Origin of the sequence: Streptomyces sp. NPDC051677, from assembly GCF_044453465.1 — a bacterium.
Lineage (GTDB): Bacteria > Actinomycetota > Actinomycetes > Streptomycetales > Streptomycetaceae > Streptomyces.
Map to the genome: position 1 here is coordinate 32,425 of NZ_JBITCT010000030.1, position 20,124 is coordinate 52,548.

Here is a 20,124-nt window from a genome sequence, read left to right on the forward strand (position 1 = left end):
CCAGGTTCACAATGATCACGGGCTGAGCAGGCAGTCGGCTCGATCACGGGGGGAGTCGCTCGTGCGACCGATGACAAGACGGGCGGGCGTGTGTGCGGCGTTCCTGGCCCTGGTGTTCTCCGCGCTCGTCGGCGCCACGGCCGGCGCCGCCGACTGGCAGGAGTGCGCGGCGGAACGCTTCTGCATCTACACGGACGCGGACGGGCAGGGCGCGGTGGCCGGCTTCGGGCCCGCCAACCCGGTCCAGGTCTACTCGGCCGAATGGGACGAGCGGGTCAGCTCGGTCCACAACAACACCGCCTACTGGGCCTGCGTGTACGAGGACGCCGCCTACGGCGGCACGGTCCAGGCGATCCGGCCCGGCTTCCGGGGCAACCTCGCGCAGACGTCGACCCAGCTGGACGACCAGGTCAGCTCGCACAAGCTCGCCAAGTCCAAGGCGGGTTGCTTCACCGGCTTCGAGCGCTGCCGCACCGGCTACCTCTGCCTCTTCACCGAGCCCGCCGGCCGCGGGGCGATGACCGCCACCCAGCTCGACATCGCGCGCTACAGCACCGGGTGGAACGACAAGGTCGTCTCCGTCGCCAACCACACCGACCGCCATGCCTGCTTCTACCCCGGCGCCGACTATTCCGGCTCGTGGAACGACGCGGGCAAGACGTACGCCAAGTACGTCGTCCTCGCGTCGGACGCCACCGTGATCCCGCTGCCGTACGCGGCGACCTTCACCTCCCACAAGCTGGTCACCGGGACGAGCCTGTGCTGACACCGACCCCCCGCCCCCTACGGCGGGCCGCCGCCGCGCTCGCCCTGACCGCCTCGCTGCTGGCGGTCCCCGTCGCCTCCGACGCCTCCGCCGCCGAGACCGGGCTCACGCTCGCCGAGCTGGAGAGGAGCGCGGGGAAGACCGTCGACACCACCGTCCCCGGCGTCACCCGGACCACCTACCTCGGGGGCGCCGGCGGCCCCTGGATCGTCAACGTCGTCGTCATCGACCCCGACAAGGCGCCCCTCACCCTCCACGACACCACCGGCGCCGACCTGGCCGTCGCCGAGACCACCTCGTCGATGCTCCAGGGCGTCTCCGTCAACGCGCTGCGCCGCCCCCGCGTCGGCGTCAACGCCGCGTTCTTCGACGGCCATGTCAGCTACCCCGCCACGAGCGGCTACGACGGCGACATCGGCGGTATCGCCGTCCAGGGCGGAAAGCTGATCAGCGAGGCGGCCCGGGGCAAGGGGAACAAGCCGGTCGGTTCCGCCGCCGTGCTCCAGCACGGCCGGCTCTACATCACCGAACTCGCCACCACCCTGACCATCGCCCCCGCGGACGGCTCCACCGCCGCCCGGCAACTCGACGGCATCAACCGCTTCCCGGGCCGCAACGCCCACTGCGAGGGCGCGGAACCCGGCGAGACGCTCGACGCCGAGGGCATCTGCCACGACCCGTCCGAGATCGTCTCCTTCACTCCGGAGTACGGCGCCCGTACGCCCTCGACGGCGGCCATCGCCCGCGACACCGACCCCGACAACCCCACCGGAGAGACCGCCGTCAGCACCGACGAGGGCATCGAGCTGCTCCTCGACGCCGGTGCGAAGGTCACCGCCTGCTACGAACCCGCACCGCCGGCCGGCAGCACCTGCCGGACCGGTACACGCGGCGGACGCACCGTTCCCTCCGGCGGCCGCGTCCTGCAGGGCATCGGCGAGGGCGCCGACTGGCTGCGCGCCCACGCCCCCGTGGGCGCCGTCCTCGACCTGGCCGAGACCGTCACCGACACCCGCTTCGGCGACACCGTCACCCTCGACCCGTCGATGGACGTCACGGCCGGCGGCGACCTCCTCCTGCGCAACGGGGCCATCCAGTACGTCCAGCCGGCCACGTACCCGAACGGCACTCCGTTCGTCCCCGACGCCGCCCCTCGCACCGCCCTCGCCGCGGACGGCTTCGGCCGGACCCTGCTGGTGACCGTGGACGGCTACCACCCGGAGGTCAGCCAGGGCGCCACCCGCCTGGAACTCGCGACGCTGCTGCGCGATCTCGGCGCGGTGGACGCCCTCAACCTGGACGGCGGCGGCTCCACCACCCTGGTCTGGCAGAACACGGTGGTCAACCACCCCTCGGACGGCAACGAGCGGGAACGTCTCGTGGCTGACACGGTGTACGCGGGAGCGGGCGGCTATCCCCTGCCTTGAGCAGGCATGACAGAGGGCCTCCGCCAAACGGGCGGAGGCCCTCTTCACAGCCGTACGAAGGTTACGCGGGAACCGACGCCACGCCCGGCGCCAGGAACTTCTTGCCGTTCACGCGCTCGGAGACACCCTCGCGGTCCAGGTACGGCGTGATGCCGCCCAGGTGGAAGGGCCAGCCGGCGCCCGTGATCAGGCAGAGGTCGATGTCCTGCGCCTCGGCGACGACGCCCTCGTCGAGCATGAGCCCGATCTCCTGCGCCACCGCGTCCAGGACACGCGCCCGCACCTGCTCCTCGGTCAGGGCGTTGTCGCCCTGCTTGAGGAGCGCGGCGACCTCGGGGTCCAGCTCGGGCTTGCCGCTGTCGTAGACGTAGAAACCGCGCTTGCCGGCCTTGACGACGGCCGCGAGGTTCGGGGAGACCGTGAAACGGTCTGGGAACGCCCGGTTGAGCGTTTCCGAGACATGCAGACCGATCGCCGGACCGACCAGCTCCAGCAGGACCAGCGGGGACATCGGCAGGCCGAGCGGTTCCACCGCCTTTTCCGCGACCTCGACCGAGGTGCCCTCGTCGATGACGTTCTGCACCTCGCCCATGAAACGGGTCAGAATGCGGTTCACGACGAACGCCGGGGCGTCCTTCACCAGGACCGCGGTCTTCTTCAGCTTCTTGGCGACGGCGAACGCGGTGGCCAGCGAGGCGTCGTCGGTCGCCTCGCCGCGCACGATCTCCAGCAGCGGCAGGATCGCGACCGGGTTGAAGAAGTGGAAGCCCACGACCCGCTCGGGGTTCTTCAGCTTCGACGCCATCTCGGTGACCGACAGCGAGGAGGTGTTGGTGGCGAGGATCGCGTGCGCCGGGGCGACGGCCTCGGCCTCCGCGAACACCTGCTGCTTGACGCCGATCTCCTCGAACACGGCCTCGATGATGAAGTCCGCGTCCGCGAAGCCCTCGGCCTTGTCCAGGACACCGGAGACCAGCGCCTTGAGGCGGTTGGCCTTGTCCTGGTTGATGCGGCCCTTGCCGAGCAGCTTCTCGATCTCGGCGTGGACGTAGCCCACACCCTTGTCGACGCGCTCCTGGTCGATGTCGGTCAGCACGACCGGCACCTCCAGGCGGCGCAGGAACAGCAGGGCGAGCTGCGAGGCCATCAGACCCGCGCCCACGACGCCGACCTTGGTGACCGGGCGGGCCAGGTTCTTGTCCGGGGCGCCCGCCGGGCGCTTGCCGCGCTTCTGCACCAGGTTGAACGCGTAGATGCCGGAGCGCAGTTCGCCGCCCATGATCAGGTCGGCGAGCGCGGTGTCCTCGGCGTCGTAGCCCTGCTGCAGGTCGCCGTTCTTCGCGGCGGCGATGATGTTCAGCGCGCGGTACGCGGCCGGGGCCGCCCCGTGCACCTTGGAGTCGGCGACGAACCGGCCGCGCGCGACGGCCTGGTCCCAGGCCTCACCGCGGTCGATCACCGGACGCTCGACCTGGACGTCGCCCTTGAGGACGTTCGCCGTCCAGATCAGCGACTGCTCCAGGAAGTCCGCACCTTCGAAGAGGGCGTCGGCGATGCCGAGGTCGAAGACCTGCTGCCCCTTGAGCTGCTTGTTCTGGTTGAGGCTGTTCTCGATGATCACCGAGACGGCCTTGTCGGCGCCGATCAGGTTCGGCAGCAGCGTGCAGCCGCCCCAGCCGGGGACCAGGCCGAGGAAGACCTCGGGGAGGGAGAACGCGGGAAGCGCCTTCGAGACGGTGCGGTACGCGCAGTGCAGACCGACCTCGACGCCGCCGCCCATCGCCGCGCCGTTGTAGTACGCGAAGGTCGGGACCGCGAGGCCCGCCAGACGCTTGAAGACCTCGTGGCCGCCCTTGCCGATGGCGAGCGCGTCCTTGTGCTCCTTGAGGAGCTCGACGCCCTTCAGGTCCGCGCCGACCGCGAAGATGAACGGCTTGCCGGTGACGCCGACGCCGACGATCTCGCCTGCCTTGGCCTCCTGCTCGACCTGGTCGATCGCGACGTCGAGGTTCGCGAGGGACTGCGGCCCGAAGGTGGTCGGCTTGGTGTGGTCGAAGCCGTTGTCCAGCGTGATCAGGGCGAAGCGCCCCGCGCCGAACGGCAGGTCCAGGTGGCGTACGTGCGCCTGGGTGACGACCTCGTCCGGGAACAACTCGGCCGCCCGCTTCAGGAGTTCGGTGGTGCTCACTTGTCGCCTCCATCGAAGTGCGGGTTCTCCCAGATGACCGTCGCGCCCATGCCGAAGCCGACGCACATGGTGGTCAGGCCGTAGCGGACGCCCGGCTGCTCCTCGAACTGGCGGGCCAGCTGCGTCATCAGACGCACGCCGGAGGAGGCCAGCGGGTGGCCGAAGGCGATCGCGCCGCCGTACTGGTTGACGCGCTCGTCGTCGTCCGCGATGCCGTAGTGGTCGAGGAAGGCCAGCACCTGGACGGCGAAGGCCTCGTTGATCTCGAACAGACCGATGTCGGAGATGGACAGGCCCGCCTGCGCGAGGGCCTTCTCCGTGGCCGGGATCGGACCGTAGCCCATGACCTCCGGCTCGACGCCCGCGAAGGAGTAGGCGACCAGGCGCATCTTGACGGGGAGGTTGTTCTCCCGCGCGAAGTCCTCGGAGGCGATGAGGGAAGCGGTCGCGCCGTCGTTCAGACCGGCCGCGTTGCCGGCGGTGACCCGGCCGTGGACGCGGAACGGGGTCTTGAGGCCGGAAAGGCTCTCCAGCGTCGTCCCCGGGCGCATCGGCTCGTCGGCGGTGACCAGGCCCCAGCCCGTCTCACCGGCCTCCGGGTTGGTGCGGCGGACCGAGATCGGCACCAGGTCGGCCTGGATCTTGCCGTTGGCGTACGCCTTGGCGGCCTTCTCCTGCGAGCGCACGGCGTACTCGTCGGCGCGCTGCTTGGTGATGTGCGGGTAGCGGTCGTGCAGGTTCTCCGCGGTCATGCCCATGAACAGGGCGGACTCGTCGACCAGCTTCTCGCTGACGAACCGCGGGTTCGGGTCCACGCCCTCGCCCATCGGGTGCCGGCCCATGTGCTCGACACCGCCGGCGATGGCGATGTCGTACGCGCCGAAGGCGACGGAGCCGGCGACCGTGGTGACGGCGGTCAGGGCGCCCGCGCACATGCGGTCGATGGAGTAGCCGGGCACGGACTGCGGCAGACCGGCGAGGATGCCGGCCGTGCGGCCGATGGTCAGGCCCTGGTCGCCGATCTGCGTGGTCGCGGCGATGGCGACCTCGTCGATCTTCTTGGGGTCGAGACCGGGGTTGCGGCGCAGCAGCTCCCGGATCGCCTTCACGACGAGGTCGTCGGCGCGGGTCTCGTGGTAGATGCCCTTCGGGCCCGCCTTGCCGAACGGGGTACGGACGCCGTCGACGAAGACGACGTCCCTGACGGTACGAGGCACGATGGCTCTCCTCCAGGTGCGGGATGGCACTGCTGCGACACGCAAGCGCTGAGCGCGCGCTCAGGACCCATGCTACTTATGGGTAACGTAGCTGCCCAGTCCGGGAGGGCCAAGCGGCGAAGGTCACACCCGGGACGCGTCGGCGATCACCCCGCGAGCACCCCGCGATCACCCGGCCGTCAGCCTCGCGGGGGCGCCGTCGACCCCCGTGGCGTCAGGACCGGCGTCGGCACCGGATGGGATCCCGGGCCCGTTCCCGTGATCACCCCGAACAGCGTCCGCGCCGCCTCCGCGCCGAATCCGTGCACGTCATGGCTCATCGCGGAGAGCGTCGGATGGGTGAGCCGGCACAGCTGGGAGTCGTCCCAGGCGAGCAGGGAGACGTCGCCCGGCACCCCGAGCCCCATCTCGGCCGCCACCGCCAGTCCGGCCACCGCCATGATGTCGTTGTCGTAGACGATGGCCGTCGGCCGGTCCGGCGGAGCGGCGGTCAGCATCGACCGGGTCGCCCGCGCGCCCGCCTCGCCGGAGTAGTCCGTGGCGACCTGCCACGCCCCGGCCAGCCCCAGACTCCGCGCCGCCGCGTCGAAGGCCGCCGTCCGCATCATCGTGTGCCCGAGCGCGGCCGCGCCCCCGACCCGCGCGATCCGCCGGTGCCCGAGCGCCGCGAGATACCGCACCGCCTCCGTCACCGCCGTCGCGTCGTCGGTCCACACCGACGTCAGGTTCCCGGTCAGTGAGGGATGCCCCACCGCCACCACCGGCATCCCGAGCCGTTCGGCCGCCGCCACCCGGGGATCGTCGGCCCGGAAGTCCACCAGGATCGACCCGCCGATCTGCCGGCCCCGCCACCACGACTCCTGCAGCCCGACCTCCTCCTCGACGGTGCGCACCAGCCGCAGCAGCAGCGAGCAGGAGTGCTCGGTCAGCACGCTCTCCACCCCGGAGACGAACTCCATGTAGAACGGCTCCAGCCCCAGCATCCGCGCCGGCCGGCAGATCGCGAGCCCCACCACGTCCACCCGCGAGCTCGACAGCGACCGGGCCGTGAGGTTCGGTTCCCAGCCGAGCTCCCGCGCCGCCGCGAAGATCCGGTCCCGGGTCGCCTCCGACAGCCCCGGCTTGCGGTTGAAGGCCAGCGACACCGCCCCCTTGGACACACCGGCGCGCGCGGCGACGTCCTTGATGGTGACGCGAGGCGACGAGGACGCTGTCATCGAGCGGGCTCCTGGCAGTACAGCGCGGCCCGGGCGGCGGCGACGTCCGGAGTCTCCCAGCCCGCCACCTGGATGGTCACCCGCTCCCCGGGAAGCAACGTCACGAGCCCCCGGTCGGCCCGCGCCCCCGGCTCCAGCCGATCGGCCTGCAACAGCAGATCCCGTACGAGCGTGTGGGCCGCGACCGTGACTCCCCCCGGCGTCACACTCACCTCGAACTCGGGCGTCGGATAAGCGATTTCACGGTCCGGCACCGGAAAGTGCACGGCCCGCAGCCCATCCGGGTCCGCGTCCGCCACCAGGAACTCCTTCGCCCCGGCCGGCCCCAGCTCCGCCGGCACCCGCACCTCGCTCACCGCCCGTGCGCCGACCGCCAGTTCCACCCGCACCGCCGCGACCACCACACCCGCCACGGACATCCGCCGCAACGACAACGCACCCGTCCACCGCTCGGCGGACTGGTTGACGGCGGCCAACACCAGGCTTTCGCCCCGCGCTTGAAAGGTGAGCAACCGGTCCGCGTACAGTCGCCGCAACTCGTGGTACAGCGGTTTCTCCCGCCCGTCGCCGTCGATCGCCGCCCAGGACGTCACCGGCCAGCAGTCGTTGAGCTGCCAGACGATCGTGCCCGCGCACACCGGCCAGTGCGACCGCCAGTGCTCGATCCCCGTCGCCACCGCCCGCGCCTGGTTGACCTGCGTGAGGTAGTGCCACCGGTCGAAGTCCCCTTCCGGCACGGCGAAATGGCGGGCGAGCCCGCGCTCCAGCTTGCCGTTGCCGTCCTCCGCCTTCTGGTGGTGCAGCATGCCGGGGGAGTCCGCCGCGAGCTCCTCGCCCGGCAGCGCCCGCCGCAGCGTCGCATGGGCGGGCGGCGCCTGCCAGCCGAACTCGGCGACGAACCGCGGCACTTCGCTCCGGTACTCGGCGTAGTCCTCCCGGTTCCACACCTCCCACGAGTGGTGCGTCCCGTGCGCCGGGTCGTTCGGATGGTGCTCCCACGACCCCGACCAGGGACTCCCCGCCGTGTACGGCCGCGTCGGATCCAACTCGCCCACGATCCGCGGGAGCACCCCCAGGTAGTACCCCTCACCCCAGGAGTCCGAGCCGAGCCGCTCCTCCCACCCCCAGTCCCGAAACCCCCACAGGTTCTCGTTGTTCCCGTTCCACAACACCAGCGACGGATGCGGCATCAGCCGTACGACGTTCTCGCGGGCCTCCGCCTCCACCTCGCCCCGCAGCGGCTGCTCCTCGGGGTAGGCCGCGCACGCGAACGGAAAGTCCTGCCACACCAGCAGGCCCAGCTCGTCGCAGGCGTCGTAGAAGTCCTCGCTCTCATAGATCCCGCCGCCCCAGACCCGGACCAGGTCGACGCCCGCGTCGGCCGCCTGTCGCAACCGCTTGCGGTAACGCTCCCGGGTCACCCGGGACGGAAAGACGTCGTCCGGGATCCAGTTGACGCCCCGCGCGAACAGCCGCTCCCCGTTGACGACCAGCGTGAAGCCGGTGCCATGCCCGTCCGCGGAGGTGTCCAGCTCGACGCTGCGGAAACCCACGCGCCGCCGCCAGACGTCGAGTGGGGCGTTTCCGTGATGCAGCGTCAACTCGACGTCGTACAACGGTTGTTCGCCGTAGCCCCGGGGCCACCAGAGCGCCGCCTGCGGCACCTCCACCCGTACGACACCGCTCGTCCCCGCCACCTGGGCCCGCGCCCGCACTCCTCCCACCCGGGCCTGAAGGGTGAGTCCGGCCTCCACCCGGGTCCGCTCCACGTCCACCTGCAACTCGACCACCCCGACGCCCTGTTCGACGGTCACCAGCGGGCGCACCCGGGCCAGCCGGGCCGTCGACCAGCGCTCCACCCGCACCGGTCGCCAGATCCCGGCCGTCACCAGCGTGGGCCCCCAGTCCCAGCCGAACGAGCAGGCCATCTTGCGCACGTACTGGTACGGCTCGGCGTACGCGGCCGGTCGATCGCCGACCTTCCCGCGCACGGCCTCCGCCTCGGCGTAGGCCGAGACGAAACGGACGGACAGCGGCCCGCCGAGCCCCGTCACGTCGAAACGGTACGAACGATGCATGTTCCGTACCCGGCCCAGGAGTTGACCGCCCAGCGTGATCTCCGCGACCGTGTCGAGCCCGTCGAAGACCAGGTCGGTCTGCTCATGCCCGGACGGGACGGCCGGCAGCTCCGTCTCGTACGTCCACTCGCGCCGCCCCACCCAGGCGACCTCGCGCTCACCCACGCCGAGGAACGGGTCCGGGATCACCCCGGCGGCGAGCAGATCGGTGTGCACACAGCCGGGTACCACGGCCGGGAGCGCCCGTCCCTCGTGCCGCAGCTGCCATCCGTCGTCGAGCGGTGAGGCCTCCAGCATGCGCACTCCCTAAACCGGTCAAGCCCATAACTGAGCGCCATGTCTTCATCGTTGGCGGGAATGGGACTTTACCGGTTGAGAAAGCGCTGTCAGAGTGCCGAATCAGCCAACCCGCTCGTGTTCGACCGACTCACTCGTGTTCGACCAACCCGCACGTGCTCATCCGTCCCGTGAACGCCCCGAGAACGGAAGTGGTGCACATGAACCGTCGTACAGCCCAGATCCTCGCCACGGTCGCGGGAGCCGCTCTGCTGCTCCCGGGCTGCACCGGCACCTCAGGCAGCACGAAGGGCGCGGACGCCACGGCGCCCGACGACCCGTCGCAGGTCAGCGGAGACATCACGGTCCTCACCGTGCGCACCGACCTCGTGCAGGACGGCACGATGAAAAAGTACGCCGCCGAGTTCAACAAGACCTATCCCAAGGTCAAGGTGGAGTTCCAGGCCCTCACCAACTACGAGTCCGAGATCAAGATCCGGATGAACACGGACGACTACGGCGACGTCCTGCTGATCCCCGCGGTGATCAAGAAGGACGACTACCCGAAGTTCTTCGCCTCCCTCGGCACCGCCGCCGAACGCAGCAAGAAATACCGCTTCACCGATTTCACCGCCGTCGACGGCAAGGTGTACGGCCAGAGCCCGGTCGGTGTGATGCCCGGCTTCGTCTACAACAAGCGGGTCTGGAAGGAGGCCGGGGTCACCCAATGGCCCACCACCCCGGCCGAGTTCCTCACCGACCTCAAGGCGATCAAGGCGAAGACCGACGCGATCCCCTACTACACCAACTTCGCCGCGCAGTGGCCGCTGACCTCGTGGACGTACGTCGACGGCTCGGTCCACTGCGACCCGCAGGCGACCACGAAACTCGCCGCGGGCGACCCGTGGGCCGAGGGCTCCGACCTGCGCGTCGGGGACACGCTGCTGTACGACATCGTGAAGCAGGGCCTCGCCGAGAAGGACCCCACCACCAGCAACTGGGAGGAGTCCAAGCCCCGTACGGCCAAGGGCGAGATCGCCACCCAGTGGCTCGGCACCTGGGCGATCATCCAGTTCCAGGACGCCGCGAAGAAGGCCGGCGTGAACCCGGACGACATCGGTTTCATGCCGTTTCCCGCCCAGACGGGCGGCGCGTTCTGCGCGACCGTCGGCCCCGACTACAACCAGGCCGTCAACGTCCACTCCCCGCACAAGGAGGCGGCCCGCGCCTGGATCGACTGGTTCACCGACAAGTCCGGCTACGACAAGGACAACCTGGCGATCTCCCCGCTCAAGGACGCGGCGATGCCCGAGGTGCTGAAGCCGTACGAGGCGGCGGGCGTCAAGCTCATCGAGCTGGACGACACAGCGGGCGCGAAGGTCAAGCTGATCGACGACGAGTCCGAGGTCGGCATCTACAAGCCCGAGTACCGCCAGGACCTGGTCGACCTCGCCCGCGGAGCCAAGAAGGGCAGCCTGGACGACTTCCTCGGCGGCCTCGGCAAGAAGTGGACCGGGACGCAAGCGAACGTGGGCCACTGATGACGCACGCGCACACGCACACCCCCGGGCCCGGCACCGAGAAAGCGACCTTCGAGGCCATGGCGCCGGCCTCGAAGCGCGCCGCCCCCGCTCCCGCTCCCGCTCCGGCTCCGCGCCGGGCCCGCACCTGGCGGCTGCTCACCCCCTGGCTGTTCCTGCTCGCCCCGCTCGCCCTGCTGATCACCTTCACCTACGCGCCGATCGCCAACATGGTCGCCTACAGCTTCACCGACTGGGACGGCGTGAGCCCCGAGCTGCACTACACGGGCGCCGAGAACTACACGGAGATCTTCACCAGGGAGGACCTGTTCCAGGTCTTCTGGGTGAGCGGCTACTACCTGGCCGCCTCGGTGATCCAGATCGTCGCCGCGCTCTACTTCGCGACCATCCTGAGTTTCAACATCCGTTTCCGGAACTTCTTCAAGGGCGTGCTCTTCTTCCCGTCCCTGGTCAACGGCGTGGCCATCGGTTTCGTCTTCCTCTACTTCTTCCAGGACCGCGGGACCCTCGACACCGTCCTCGGCCTCTTCGGCTACCACACCGACCACGCCTGGCTGGGCACTCCGACCTCTGCGAACGTCTCCCTCGCCGGCGTCTCGATCTGGCGCTACCTCGGCATGAACTTCGTCCTGTTCCTCGGCGCGATCCAGTCCATCCCGGGGGAGCTGTACGAGGCGGCCGAACTGGACGGCGCCGGGCGCCGGCACCAGTTCCGCTACATCATCCTGCCCGGCATCAAGCCGGTGCTGACCCTGACGGTGATCCTCTCCGTCTCCGGGTCGCTCTCCGCCTTCGAGATCCCGTACATCATGACCGGCGGGGCGACCGGCACCGAGACCTTCGTGATCCAGACCGTGAAACTGGCCTTCCAGTTCAACAAGACGGGGCTCGCCTCGGCGGCGGCCGTCGTGCTGCTGCTGATCATCCTGCTGGTGACCTGGGTGCAGCGCCGCCTCGTCCCCGATGACAGGGTGGACCTCGTATGACGCGTCGAGCCGTTGCCCGCACCCTCGTGTACCTGTCGCTGATCGCCGCGACCCTGGTCGTCCTGCTCCCGCTGGGCGTCGTCCTGCTGACATCCCTGAAGACCGAGAACGAGACGGCGAACGGCGGCGGGGCGCTCACGCTCCCGCACGACCTGCTCAACTTCCACAACTACGTGACGGCGTTCCAGGACGGCGGAATGCTCACGGCGTTCGGAAACACCGCCTTCATCCTCGTCGTCTCCGTCGGCGGAACGGTCCTCATCGGCTCGATGACGGCGTACGCGATCGACCGGTTCACCTTCCGGTTCCGGAAACTGGTGATCGCCCTGTTTCTGGTCGCCGCGCTGGTTCCCGGGGTGACCACCCAGGTGGCCACCTTCCAGATCGTCCACAGCCTCGGCATGTTCGACACCCGCTGGGCGCCGATCGCCCTCTACATGGGAACGGACATCGTCTCGATCTACATTTTCCTGCAGTTCGTGCGGTCGATCCCGATCTCCCTGGACGAGGCCGCCCGCCTCGACGGCGCCAACGCCTTCACGATCTACCGAAAGATCATCTTTCCGTTGCTGAAACCGGCGATCGCGACGGTCGTGATCGTGAAGGGGATCGCCGTCTACAACGACTTCTACATCCCCTTCCTCTACATGCCCTCGCAAGATCTTGGCGTGATCTCGACGTCCCTGTTCCGGTTCAAGGGCCCCTACGCCGCGCACTGGGAAACGATCTCGGCAGGAGCGGTCCTGGTCATCCTGCCGACACTGATCGTCTTCCTGGCGCTCCAGAAATACATCTACAACGGTTTCATGCGAGGCGCGACGAGGTAACCGCTTCCGAGACGGGTCCCCGGGCCGCCGTACGACGCACGGTTCTACGGCGGCCAGGACAGGCCCCAGGCCAGCCCTAGTCCTCCTGGCCGGACAGTCCCGCGACCAGGACGGGCGTGACCTGCTCCACCTGCCAGGGCCGCGCCCCGTACGAGGCGAGTGCCTGCGCAACCGTTTCCCGGTCCAGCGCCTTCGGGGGCTCCCAGCACACCCGTCGTACCGCGTCCGGGGCGATGAGGTTCTCCTGGGGCATGTTCAGCTCCTCGGCCAACGCCGAGACGGCCGCTCTCGCCGCACTGAGCCGCGCAGCCGCCGCCGGATCCTTGTCGGCCCAGGCCCGCGGCGGGGGAGGCCCCGCCACCGGCTGCCCCGGCTGGGGCAGCTGGGACTCGCTCAGCGCCTTCGCCCGGTCGACCGCCGCCTGCCACTGCTCCAGCTGCCGCCGTCCCATCCGGTGCCCGTACCCGTTCAGCGCGGCGAGCGCGTGCACGTTCGCCGGAAGGGCGAGCGCGGCCTCCACGATGGCCGCGTCCGACAGCACCTTGCCCGGCGACACGTCCCGCCGCTGCGCGACCTTGTCCCGCGTCTGCCAGAGCTCCCGCACCACACCCAGCTGCCGTCGCCGGCGCACCTTGTGCATGCCGGACGTACGACGCCACGGGTCCTTGCGGGGCTCGGCCGGCGGGGCGGACGCGATCGCGTCGAACTCCTGGCGGGCCCACTCCAGCTTGCCCTGCCGGTCCAGCTCCTTCTCCAGCGCGTCGCGCAGGTCGACCAGGAGCTCGACGTCGAGGGCCGCGTACCGCAGCCACGGCTCGGGCAGCGGCCTCGTCGACCAGTCCACCGCGGAGTGGCCCTTCTCGAGGACGAAGCCGAGCACGCCCTCGACCATCGCGCCGAGGCCGACCCGCGGGAACCCGGCGAGCCTTCCGGCCAGCTCGGTGTCGAACAGCCGCGTCGGCGCCATGCCTATCTCGCGCAGACACGGCAGGTCCTGAGTGGCCGCGTGCAGGACCCACTCGACGTCGGAGAGGGCCTCGTCGAGCGCGGACAGGTCGGGGCAGGCCACGGGGTCGATCAGCGCGCTGCCGGCGCCCTCGCGACGTAGCTGCACCAGATAGGCGCGCTGTCCGTAGCGGTAGCCGGAAGCCCGCTCGGCGTCGACGGCGAGCGGGCCGGAGCCGGCGGCGAAGGCGGCGATCACCTCGGCGAGGGAGGCTTCGTCGGCGATCACGGGAGGGATGCCCTCGCGTGGTTCGAGCAATGGTGTCGGCGCCCCGGAATCAGTCGATCCGCCGTCGTCCGGAGGGGCGCCTCCGGTGGTTCGCAGTGAACTGGCTGCTGCGGTTTCTTGGGCGTCGGTCACCTGTCAAGGGTATCTGTGTATGGACGGCGCCCGCCGACGGAACGTTCCGTCGGCGGGCGCGAGAGGGTCGTAAACCAGTCAGGTCGGTGAATGATCGGGGTGACGGGAGTCGGCTCGTGGGGCTTGTGTGGTACTGGCGGTCGCTCAGTGGATGATGCCGGTCCGCAGCGCCACCGCGACCATGCCGGCGCGGTCGCCCGTGCCGAGCTTGCGGGCGATGCGGGCCAGGTGGCTCTTGACGGTCAGCGCCGAAAGGCCCATCGAGACGCCGATCGCCTTGTTCGACTGGCCCTCCGCGACCAGCCGCAGCACCTCGACCTCACGGCCGGAGAGCTCGCGGTAGCCACCCGGGTGACTCGGGGCACCCGGGGGGCGGCGGTGCAGGCGGGCGGCCGAGCCGAGGGGGGCGGCACCGGGTCGGTTGGGGAGACCGAGGTTAGTGCGGGTGCCGGTGACCACGTAGCCCTTGACGCCGCCCGCGAGGGCGTTGCGCACGGCGCCGATGTCGTCGGCGGCGGAGAGGGCGAGGCCGTTGGGCCAGCCCGCGGCGCGGGTCTCCGACAGAAGGGTGAGGCCGGAGCCGTCGGGCAGGTGGACGTCGGCGACGCAGATGTCGCGGGGGTTGCCGATGCGGGGACGAGCCTCCGCGATGGACGAGGCCTCGATGACATCGCGCACACCGAGCGCCCACAGGTGGCGGGTGACGGTGGAGCGGACGCGCGGGTCGGCCACGACCACCATGGCGGTGGGCTTGTTCGGGCGGTAGGCGACCAGGCTTGCGGGCTGCTCGAGGAGAACGGACACCAGGCCTCCTGGGTGGGGGACGGGAGCCGGCTCGTGGGGCTTGTGGGGATGAAGCCGGGACGAACCGTGCTTTCAAGGTCACAGTCGTCTTCGGCAGCGAACCCGGGGTCCTTTAGAGAATGATCACGATCTAGTGAGTAACAATCTGTGCGACTCGGACATGCGATCGATCATCCGAAGATCGAGTCGGTTTAAGTGGGCCTCTTACGGGACCGAAAATGGCCGTATCGACAAAGAGATGGTCAACGTGAGTGTGGCCCCCTGCGCTGCGGCAGCGTCACCACCGACGCGTCTCCAGGTCCGGCCGGCGGCAGCCCCGCGACCTGCGCCAGCAAGTCGCACCAGGACGCCAGGTGCGACCCCGTGTCCGGCACGCCGCCCAGGCCCTCGCGCGGCGTCCAGGAGGCCCGGATCTCGATCTGTGAGGCCGCCGGGCGTTCCGCCAGCCCGCCGAAGTAGTGCGAGCTCGCGCGCGTGACGGTCCCGCTCGGCTCGCCGTACGTCAGTCCGCGCGCCTGGAGCGCGCCGGTCAGCCACGACCAGCACACCTCCGGCAGCAGCGGGTCGGCGGCCATCTCGGGTTCCAGCTCGGCCCGGATGAGGGTCACCAGCCGGAACGTTCCGTGCCAGGCGTCGTGCCCGGCCGGATCGTGCAGCAGCACCAGCCGGCCGTCGGCCAGATCCTGCTCGCCGTCCACGACCGTCGCCTCCAGCGCGTACGCGAACGGGGCGAGCCGTTTGGGCGCCGGCGTCGGCTCGACCTCGATCTGCGGCCGCAGTCGCGTCGCCCTCAGCGCGTCGACGGCGGCCCGGAAGGGCAACGGAGCCGACGTGCTCCCATCCGGGTCCCCCTCGTTCGCGTCATCCATCCCGCCAGCGCCGTCCGACAGTCGTCCCTGAGCCGCAGCCATGCGGGGAAGATTAAGGGGAACGGGGCCTCCGCGCAGGGCAAGACACCCCTGCGGCGCTCGCGGACGGATGCGCGCTGGGCGAACAGACACACGGCCCACACGCGCCTGACACCCCTGCCGAAGACATCGACGGGGCGCGCGCGGAGAACAACGGGCGTCGCACAAGGCTCCGACAGGGCGCGGTGGAGGTGTGGCGAGGCGCAGCCGGGGTGCGGAGGAGCGGAGTCGCGCCGGGGGTTGGACAGGGTTCCGACGGGGCGCTGCGGGGAGTGTGGTCGGGCCGTGGCGGAGCGGCAGCGGGGGGATGGCGGATGCTCGGCGAGGTCCTGACGGGGGCCATGGCGGAGGTGGTCCGCGAAGCGCGGCGGGGGTGTGGCAAGGGCGTGACGGGGGCCATGGCGGAGGTGGTCCGCGAAGCGCGGTGGAGGTGTGGCATGGGCTTGCGGAGGGGCGGGGCCGAGGCGCTGCCCGGCTGGCGGGGGCGTGGCGGGGGGCCGGTTAGGTCCCGGCAGGGGCATGGCAGGGGCATGGCAGGGGTGCCGCAGGCGGTGGGGCCGGGGTGTGGCAGGGGGCGGTGCAGTCGCCGTGGCGGGGGTGTGGGCGAGGTGTGGCAGGGGGCGGTGCGGGTGCCGTGGGGTTGTGGTGGGCGGGGGGTGGGGTCCCGGTAGGGGGCGGGTTCGGGGGCTGTGGGGGCGTGCGAGACTTGCCGTCGTGAGCGTGAACGAGAGCCCTGCGGGCCGGCAGCCGACAGCGACGTATGACAGTGCCTTCCTGAAGGCGTGCAGGCGTGAGCCCGTGCCGCACACGCCCGTGTGGTTCATGCGGCAGGCCGGGCGCTCGCTGCCGGAGTACCGCAAGGTCCGCGAGGGCGTCGGGATGCTCGAGTCCTGCATGCGGCCCGACCTGGTCACCGAGATCACTCTCCAGCCGGTCCGTCGGCACAACGTGGACGCGGCGATCTACTTCAGCGACATCGTCGTCCCGCTCAAGGCGATCGGCGTCGACCTCGACATCAAGCCCGGCGTCGGCCCGGTCGTCGAGAAGCCGATCCGTACCCGCGCCGACCTCGCCCAGCTGCGCGACCTCACCCCCGATGACGTCTCCTACGTCACCGAGGCCATCGGCCAGCTGACCGCCGAGCTCGGCGCCACCCCGCTGATCGGCTTCGCGGGGGCGCCCTTCACCCTCGCGAGCTACCTCGTCGAGGGCGGCCCGTCGCGCACGTACGAGAACGCCAAGGCGATGATGTACGGCGACCCGGAGCTCTGGGCCGACCTGCTGGACCGGCTCGCCGACATCACGGCCGCGTTCCTGAAGGTGCAGATCGAGGCCGGCGCCTCCGCCGTCCAGCTCTTCGACTCCTGGGCCGGCGCGCTCGCCCCCGTCGACTACCGCCGCTCGGTGATGGCCGCCTCCGCGAAGGTCTTCCAGGCCGTCGAGTCCTACGGCGTCCCGCGCATCCACTTCGGCGTGGGCACCGGCGAGCTGCTGAAGCTCATGGGCGAGGCCGGCGCGGACGTCGTCGGCGTCGACTGGCGCGTCCCGCTCGACGAGGCCGTCCGCCGGATCGGCCCCGGCAAGGCGCTCCAGGGCAACCTCGACCCGACCGTCCTGTTCGCCGGCGCCGAGGCCGTCGAGACCAAGACCCGAGAGGTCCTCGACGCGGCGTCCGGCCTGGAGGGCCACGTCTTCAACCTCGGCCACGGCGTCATGCCGTCCACCGACCCGGATGCCCTGACCCGCCTGGTCGAGTACGTCCACGCGCAGACCGTCCGGTAACCGGTTTCACCATGTGTGCCGGGGCCGGGCCCGTCTGCCGAACAGCAGGCCGCGCGGCTCCGGCGGCGCAGGCGTGCCCGGCTTGAGCGGCCAGGCCAGCAGCATGCCCACGAGGAAACCGACGACATGCGCCGCGTACGCCACGGTGCCCGCGTCGGAGACGCCCTCGCCCGAGGAGTACACCGCCTGCAGCACGAACCAGAAACCCAGCACCAGCCAGGCGGGCAGGCGCAGCGGCAGAAACACCAGGAACGGGACGAGCACCCACACCCTGGCCTTCGGATACAGCACCAGGTAGGCGCCCAGCACCCCTGCGATGGCCCCGGACGCGCCGATCAACGGGTCGGTCGAGTCGGCGTTGAGGACGGCGAAGCCGTACGACGCCGCGTAGCCGCAGGCGACGTAGAAGAGCGCGAAGCGGACGTGCCCCATGCGGTCCTCGATGTTGTTTCCGAAGATCAGCAGAAACAGCATGTTGCCCAGCAGGTGCAGCCAGCCGCCGTGCAGAAACATCGCGGTGAGGACGCTCAGCGCCGGCGACTTGTCGTAGCCCGGCGGCCCCAGCTGACAGGTCGCGCCCATGGTCTCGCCGGTGGGGACGAGTTGCGGCAGCTGATGGTGGATCAACTCGCGCGGCACGGCCGCGTAGTGCTCCAGGAAGGCGTGCAGGTGGCACGTCTGGGCCAGGCTGCTGTCGCCCGCCACGGAGCCCGACAGGCCGGGCATGAACCAGAAGACGAAGACGTTCACCGCGATCAGCGCATACGTCACCACGGGGGTGCGGCGCACGGGGTTCACGTCATGGACGGGGATGACCACAAGGAAGTACTGCCCCCGATCCGTTCGACGAACCGGTGAACGCGGGTCCCCACGGGCGCGTATGAACCGGCAACCGCTCGCGGCACGAGGAAGGCGGGTCGCGGGGACGACGTGAGGAACAGGCGATGAACGACCGAGTTACTCCCACGATGCACGCCACGCCCGACGGCGAGGCGGAGATCTCCCTGGTGATCCGGCTGCCCTGGGAGGACGTGGCGCGGCTCGGCCAGGAGGCCGGGCGACTCGCTTCGCAGATGCAGCGGCCGGTGACACTGGACGAGGCCGTCAGTAACCGCTTGCGGACGCGGCCGGCGGCTGCGGCCCACGCGAAGCCGGCGGAACAGCCGGCCACCGCGGCGGTTTCCGCGCTGCCGCGACTGACCGGAACCGCTTAAGGAGCGTTGCGGGGCGGGCCCGTGAGGGCGGGCGCGTGAGGGCGGGTGCGTGAGGGCGGGTGCGTGGGGAGCGGTCGCGCAGTTCCCCGCGCACCCCGGGCCAGTCGCCCTTGCGCCCGCCTAGAAGTTCCGTACTTTCGCCGACGCCTTTCTTGCCGCTACCAGTACGGGGTCCCACACGGGTGAGAACGGCGGCGCGTATCCCAGGTCCAGGGCCGTCATCTGTTCCACCGTCATTCCGGCTGTCAGGGCCACCGCCGCGATGTCCACGCGCTTGCCCGCACCCTCCCGTCCGACGATCTGGACGCCCAGCAGACGGCCCGTCCTTCGCTCGGCGAGCATCTTGACCGTCATCGGGGAGGCGCCGGGGTAGTAGCCGGCGCGGCTGGTGGACTCGATGGTGACGGTTTCGAACTGGAGGCCGACCCTGCGCGCGTCCTTCTCGCGCAGGCCCGTGCGGGCGATCTCCAGATCGCAGACCTTGCTGACGGCCGTGCCGACCACGCCGGGAAACGTCGCGTAACCGCCTCCGACGTTGGTTCCGATGATTTGGCCGTGCTTGTTGGCATGGGTGCCGAGGGCGATGTGACGTTCCTGGCCGGAGACCAGGTCGAGGACCTCGACGCAGTCGCCCCCGGCCCAGATCGACCCGTCGGCGAGGGGCCCGCGGACCCGCATCGCGAGGTCCGTGAGCAGCCCGCCGTGCGCGCCCAGGGGCAGGCCGGCGGCCTTCGCGAGACCGGTCTCCGGGCGGACGCCGATGCCCAGCACCACCACGTCCGCCGGGTACTCGTCGTCCTCGGTCACCACCGCCCGCACCCGGCCGTCCCCGGCCGTGCGCACTGCGGTGACCTCGGCGTCGTTCACCATGGTGATGCCCATGCCCTCCATGGCCCGGTGCACCAGCCGGCCCATGTCCGGGTCCAGCGTCGACATCGGCTCGCTGCCCCGGTTGACGACCGTCACCTGGTAGCCGCGGTTGATGAGCGCCTCGGCCATCTCCACGCCGATGTAGCCGGCTCCCACGACCACGGCCCGCTTCCCACGCGCGCGTGCCAGCGTGTCGAGCAGCGCTTGCCCGTCGTCGAGCGTCTGCACCCCGTGCACGCCCGGAGCGTCCACCCCCGGCATGTCCGGCCGGATCGGGCGGGCCCCGGTTGCGAGGACGAGCTTGTCGTACGACGTCCAGGACTGCGCCCCGGAATCCACGTCCCGCGCGCGTACCCGTCGTCCGGCCACGTCGATCTCGGTGACCTCGGTGCGCAGCCGCAGGTCGATCCCGCGCGCGCGGTGCTCCTCGGGCGTGCGGGCGATCAGATCGTCCCGTTCGGTGACGTCACCGCCCACCCAGTAGGGGATCCCGCACGCCGAGAAGGACGTGAAGTGGCCGCGTTCGAAGGCGACGATCTCCAGGTCTTCGGGCCCCTTCAGGCGGCGGGCCTGGGACGCCGCGGACATGCCCGCGGCGTCACCGCCGATCACGACCAGTCGCTCGATGCTCATACGAACACGCTACGGGGGACTCGC

At 70.6% G+C, this 20,124-nt stretch carries 16 protein-coding genes; 7 read left to right on the plus strand and 9 right to left on the minus strand.

What is annotated here, in order from left to right; genetic code table 11:
- Positions 1-70: 70 nt before the first annotated feature.
- Together ACIBAF_RS30185 and ACIBAF_RS30190 are read left to right on the plus strand one after the other, a co-directional pair.
- The gene (locus ACIBAF_RS30185; protein WP_399467362.1) at positions 71-766 is read left to right on the plus strand and encodes a peptidase inhibitor family I36 protein; all 696 of its coding nucleotides are present in this window, start codon (positions 71-73) and stop codon (positions 764-766) included.
- The gene (locus ACIBAF_RS30190; protein ID WP_399467244.1) at positions 760-2,193 is read left to right on the plus strand and encodes a phosphodiester glycosidase family protein; all 1,434 of its coding nucleotides are present in this window, start codon (positions 760-762) and stop codon (positions 2,191-2,193) included. The genes ACIBAF_RS30185 and ACIBAF_RS30190 overlap by 7 nt, the downstream gene beginning before the upstream one ends.
- A gap of 61 nt (positions 2,194-2,254) precedes the next feature.
- On the opposite strand, the gene ACIBAF_RS30195 is transcribed toward ACIBAF_RS30190, so the two are convergent.
- The 4 genes from ACIBAF_RS30195 to ACIBAF_RS30210 all read right to left on the minus strand — a co-directional run bounded on the left by ACIBAF_RS30195 (position 2,255) and on the right by ACIBAF_RS30210 (position 9,190).
- Positions 2,255-4,381 (minus strand): 3-hydroxyacyl-CoA dehydrogenase NAD-binding domain-containing protein, encoded by a 2,127-nt coding sequence (locus tag ACIBAF_RS30195; protein WP_399467246.1) that lies wholly within the window; start codon positions 4,379-4,381, stop codon positions 2,255-2,257.
- Positions 4,378-5,598: a thiolase family protein gene (locus ACIBAF_RS30200; RefSeq protein WP_399467247.1), complete on the minus strand. Its 1,221-nt coding sequence runs from the start codon at positions 5,596-5,598 to the stop codon at positions 4,378-4,380. Before ACIBAF_RS30200 ends, ACIBAF_RS30195 begins: the two co-directional genes overlap by 4 nt.
- Before the next feature lie 179 nt (positions 5,599-5,777).
- Positions 5,778-6,815, minus strand: a complete 1,038-nt coding sequence (locus ACIBAF_RS30205) for a LacI family DNA-binding transcriptional regulator (protein ID WP_399467249.1) — start codon at positions 6,813-6,815, stop codon at positions 5,778-5,780.
- Positions 6,812-9,190 (minus strand): glycoside hydrolase family 2 protein, encoded by a 2,379-nt coding sequence (locus ACIBAF_RS30210; RefSeq protein ID WP_399467250.1) that lies wholly within the window; start codon positions 9,188-9,190, stop codon positions 6,812-6,814. Before ACIBAF_RS30210 ends, ACIBAF_RS30205 begins: the two co-directional genes overlap by 4 nt.
- Positions 9,191-9,390: 200 nt before the next feature.
- Between ACIBAF_RS30210 and ACIBAF_RS30215 the strand changes: the two genes are divergently transcribed.
- From ACIBAF_RS30215 to ACIBAF_RS30225, 3 genes are read left to right on the plus strand one after another with little or no spacing between them, the layout of a single operon-like run.
- Complete coding sequence (locus ACIBAF_RS30215; protein ID WP_399467251.1) at positions 9,391-10,710, plus strand: extracellular solute-binding protein; 1,320 nt, start codon at positions 9,391-9,393, stop codon at positions 10,708-10,710.
- A gap of 59 nt (positions 10,711-10,769) precedes the next feature.
- Positions 10,770-11,696 (plus strand): carbohydrate ABC transporter permease, encoded by a 927-nt coding sequence (locus ACIBAF_RS30220; RefSeq protein WP_399467363.1) that lies wholly within the window; start codon positions 10,770-10,772, stop codon positions 11,694-11,696.
- The gene (locus ACIBAF_RS30225; RefSeq protein ID WP_399467252.1) at positions 11,693-12,523 is read left to right on the plus strand and encodes a carbohydrate ABC transporter permease; all 831 of its coding nucleotides are present in this window, start codon (positions 11,693-11,695) and stop codon (positions 12,521-12,523) included. Before ACIBAF_RS30220 ends, ACIBAF_RS30225 begins: the two co-directional genes overlap by 4 nt.
- A 76-nt stretch (positions 12,524-12,599) precedes the next feature.
- Here ACIBAF_RS30225 and ACIBAF_RS30230 read toward each other — a convergent pair whose 3' ends face one another.
- From ACIBAF_RS30230 to ACIBAF_RS30240, 3 genes are all read right to left on the minus strand, one after another.
- On the minus strand, positions 12,600-13,889 hold the full coding sequence (locus ACIBAF_RS30230; RefSeq protein WP_399467254.1) for an HRDC domain-containing protein: 1,290 nt from the start codon (positions 13,887-13,889) through the stop codon (positions 12,600-12,602).
- A 144-nt stretch (positions 13,890-14,033) separates the two neighbouring features.
- Complete coding sequence (locus tag ACIBAF_RS30235; RefSeq protein ID WP_079658912.1) at positions 14,034-14,693, minus strand: response regulator transcription factor; 660 nt, start codon at positions 14,691-14,693, stop codon at positions 14,034-14,036.
- 242 nt (positions 14,694-14,935) lie between these two features.
- Positions 14,936-15,604 carry a DUF3000 domain-containing protein gene (locus tag ACIBAF_RS30240; RefSeq protein WP_399467255.1) on the minus strand — a complete coding sequence of 223 codons (669 nt, stop codon included), beginning with the start codon at positions 15,602-15,604 and terminating at the stop codon, positions 14,936-14,938.
- A 711-nt stretch (positions 15,605-16,315) separates the two neighbouring features.
- Here ACIBAF_RS30240 and hemE point away from each other — a divergent pair.
- A complete protein-coding gene (hemE, locus tag ACIBAF_RS30245) occupies positions 16,316-17,383 on the plus strand; it encodes a uroporphyrinogen decarboxylase (RefSeq protein WP_399467256.1) in 1,068 nt (355 codons plus the stop codon).
- 6 nt (positions 17,384-17,389) lie between these two features.
- On the opposite strand, the gene ACIBAF_RS30250 is transcribed toward hemE, so the two are convergent.
- A complete protein-coding gene (locus ACIBAF_RS30250; RefSeq protein WP_399467257.1) occupies positions 17,390-18,202 on the minus strand; it encodes a rhomboid family intramembrane serine protease in 813 nt (270 codons plus the stop codon).
- Positions 18,203-18,327: 125 nt separating this feature from the next.
- Between ACIBAF_RS30250 and ACIBAF_RS30255 the strand changes: the two genes are divergently transcribed.
- On the plus strand, positions 18,328-18,597 hold the full coding sequence (locus ACIBAF_RS30255) for a hypothetical protein (protein WP_399467258.1): 270 nt from the start codon (positions 18,328-18,330) through the stop codon (positions 18,595-18,597).
- A 120-nt stretch (positions 18,598-18,717) separates the two neighbouring features.
- Here the strand turns inward: ACIBAF_RS30255 and ACIBAF_RS30260 are convergent, their stop codons facing one another.
- Positions 18,718-20,100, minus strand: coding sequence for an FAD-dependent oxidoreductase (locus tag ACIBAF_RS30260; protein ID WP_399467260.1), 1,383 nt, complete (start codon positions 20,098-20,100; stop codon positions 18,718-18,720).
- Positions 20,101-20,124: the final 24 nt, after the last annotated feature.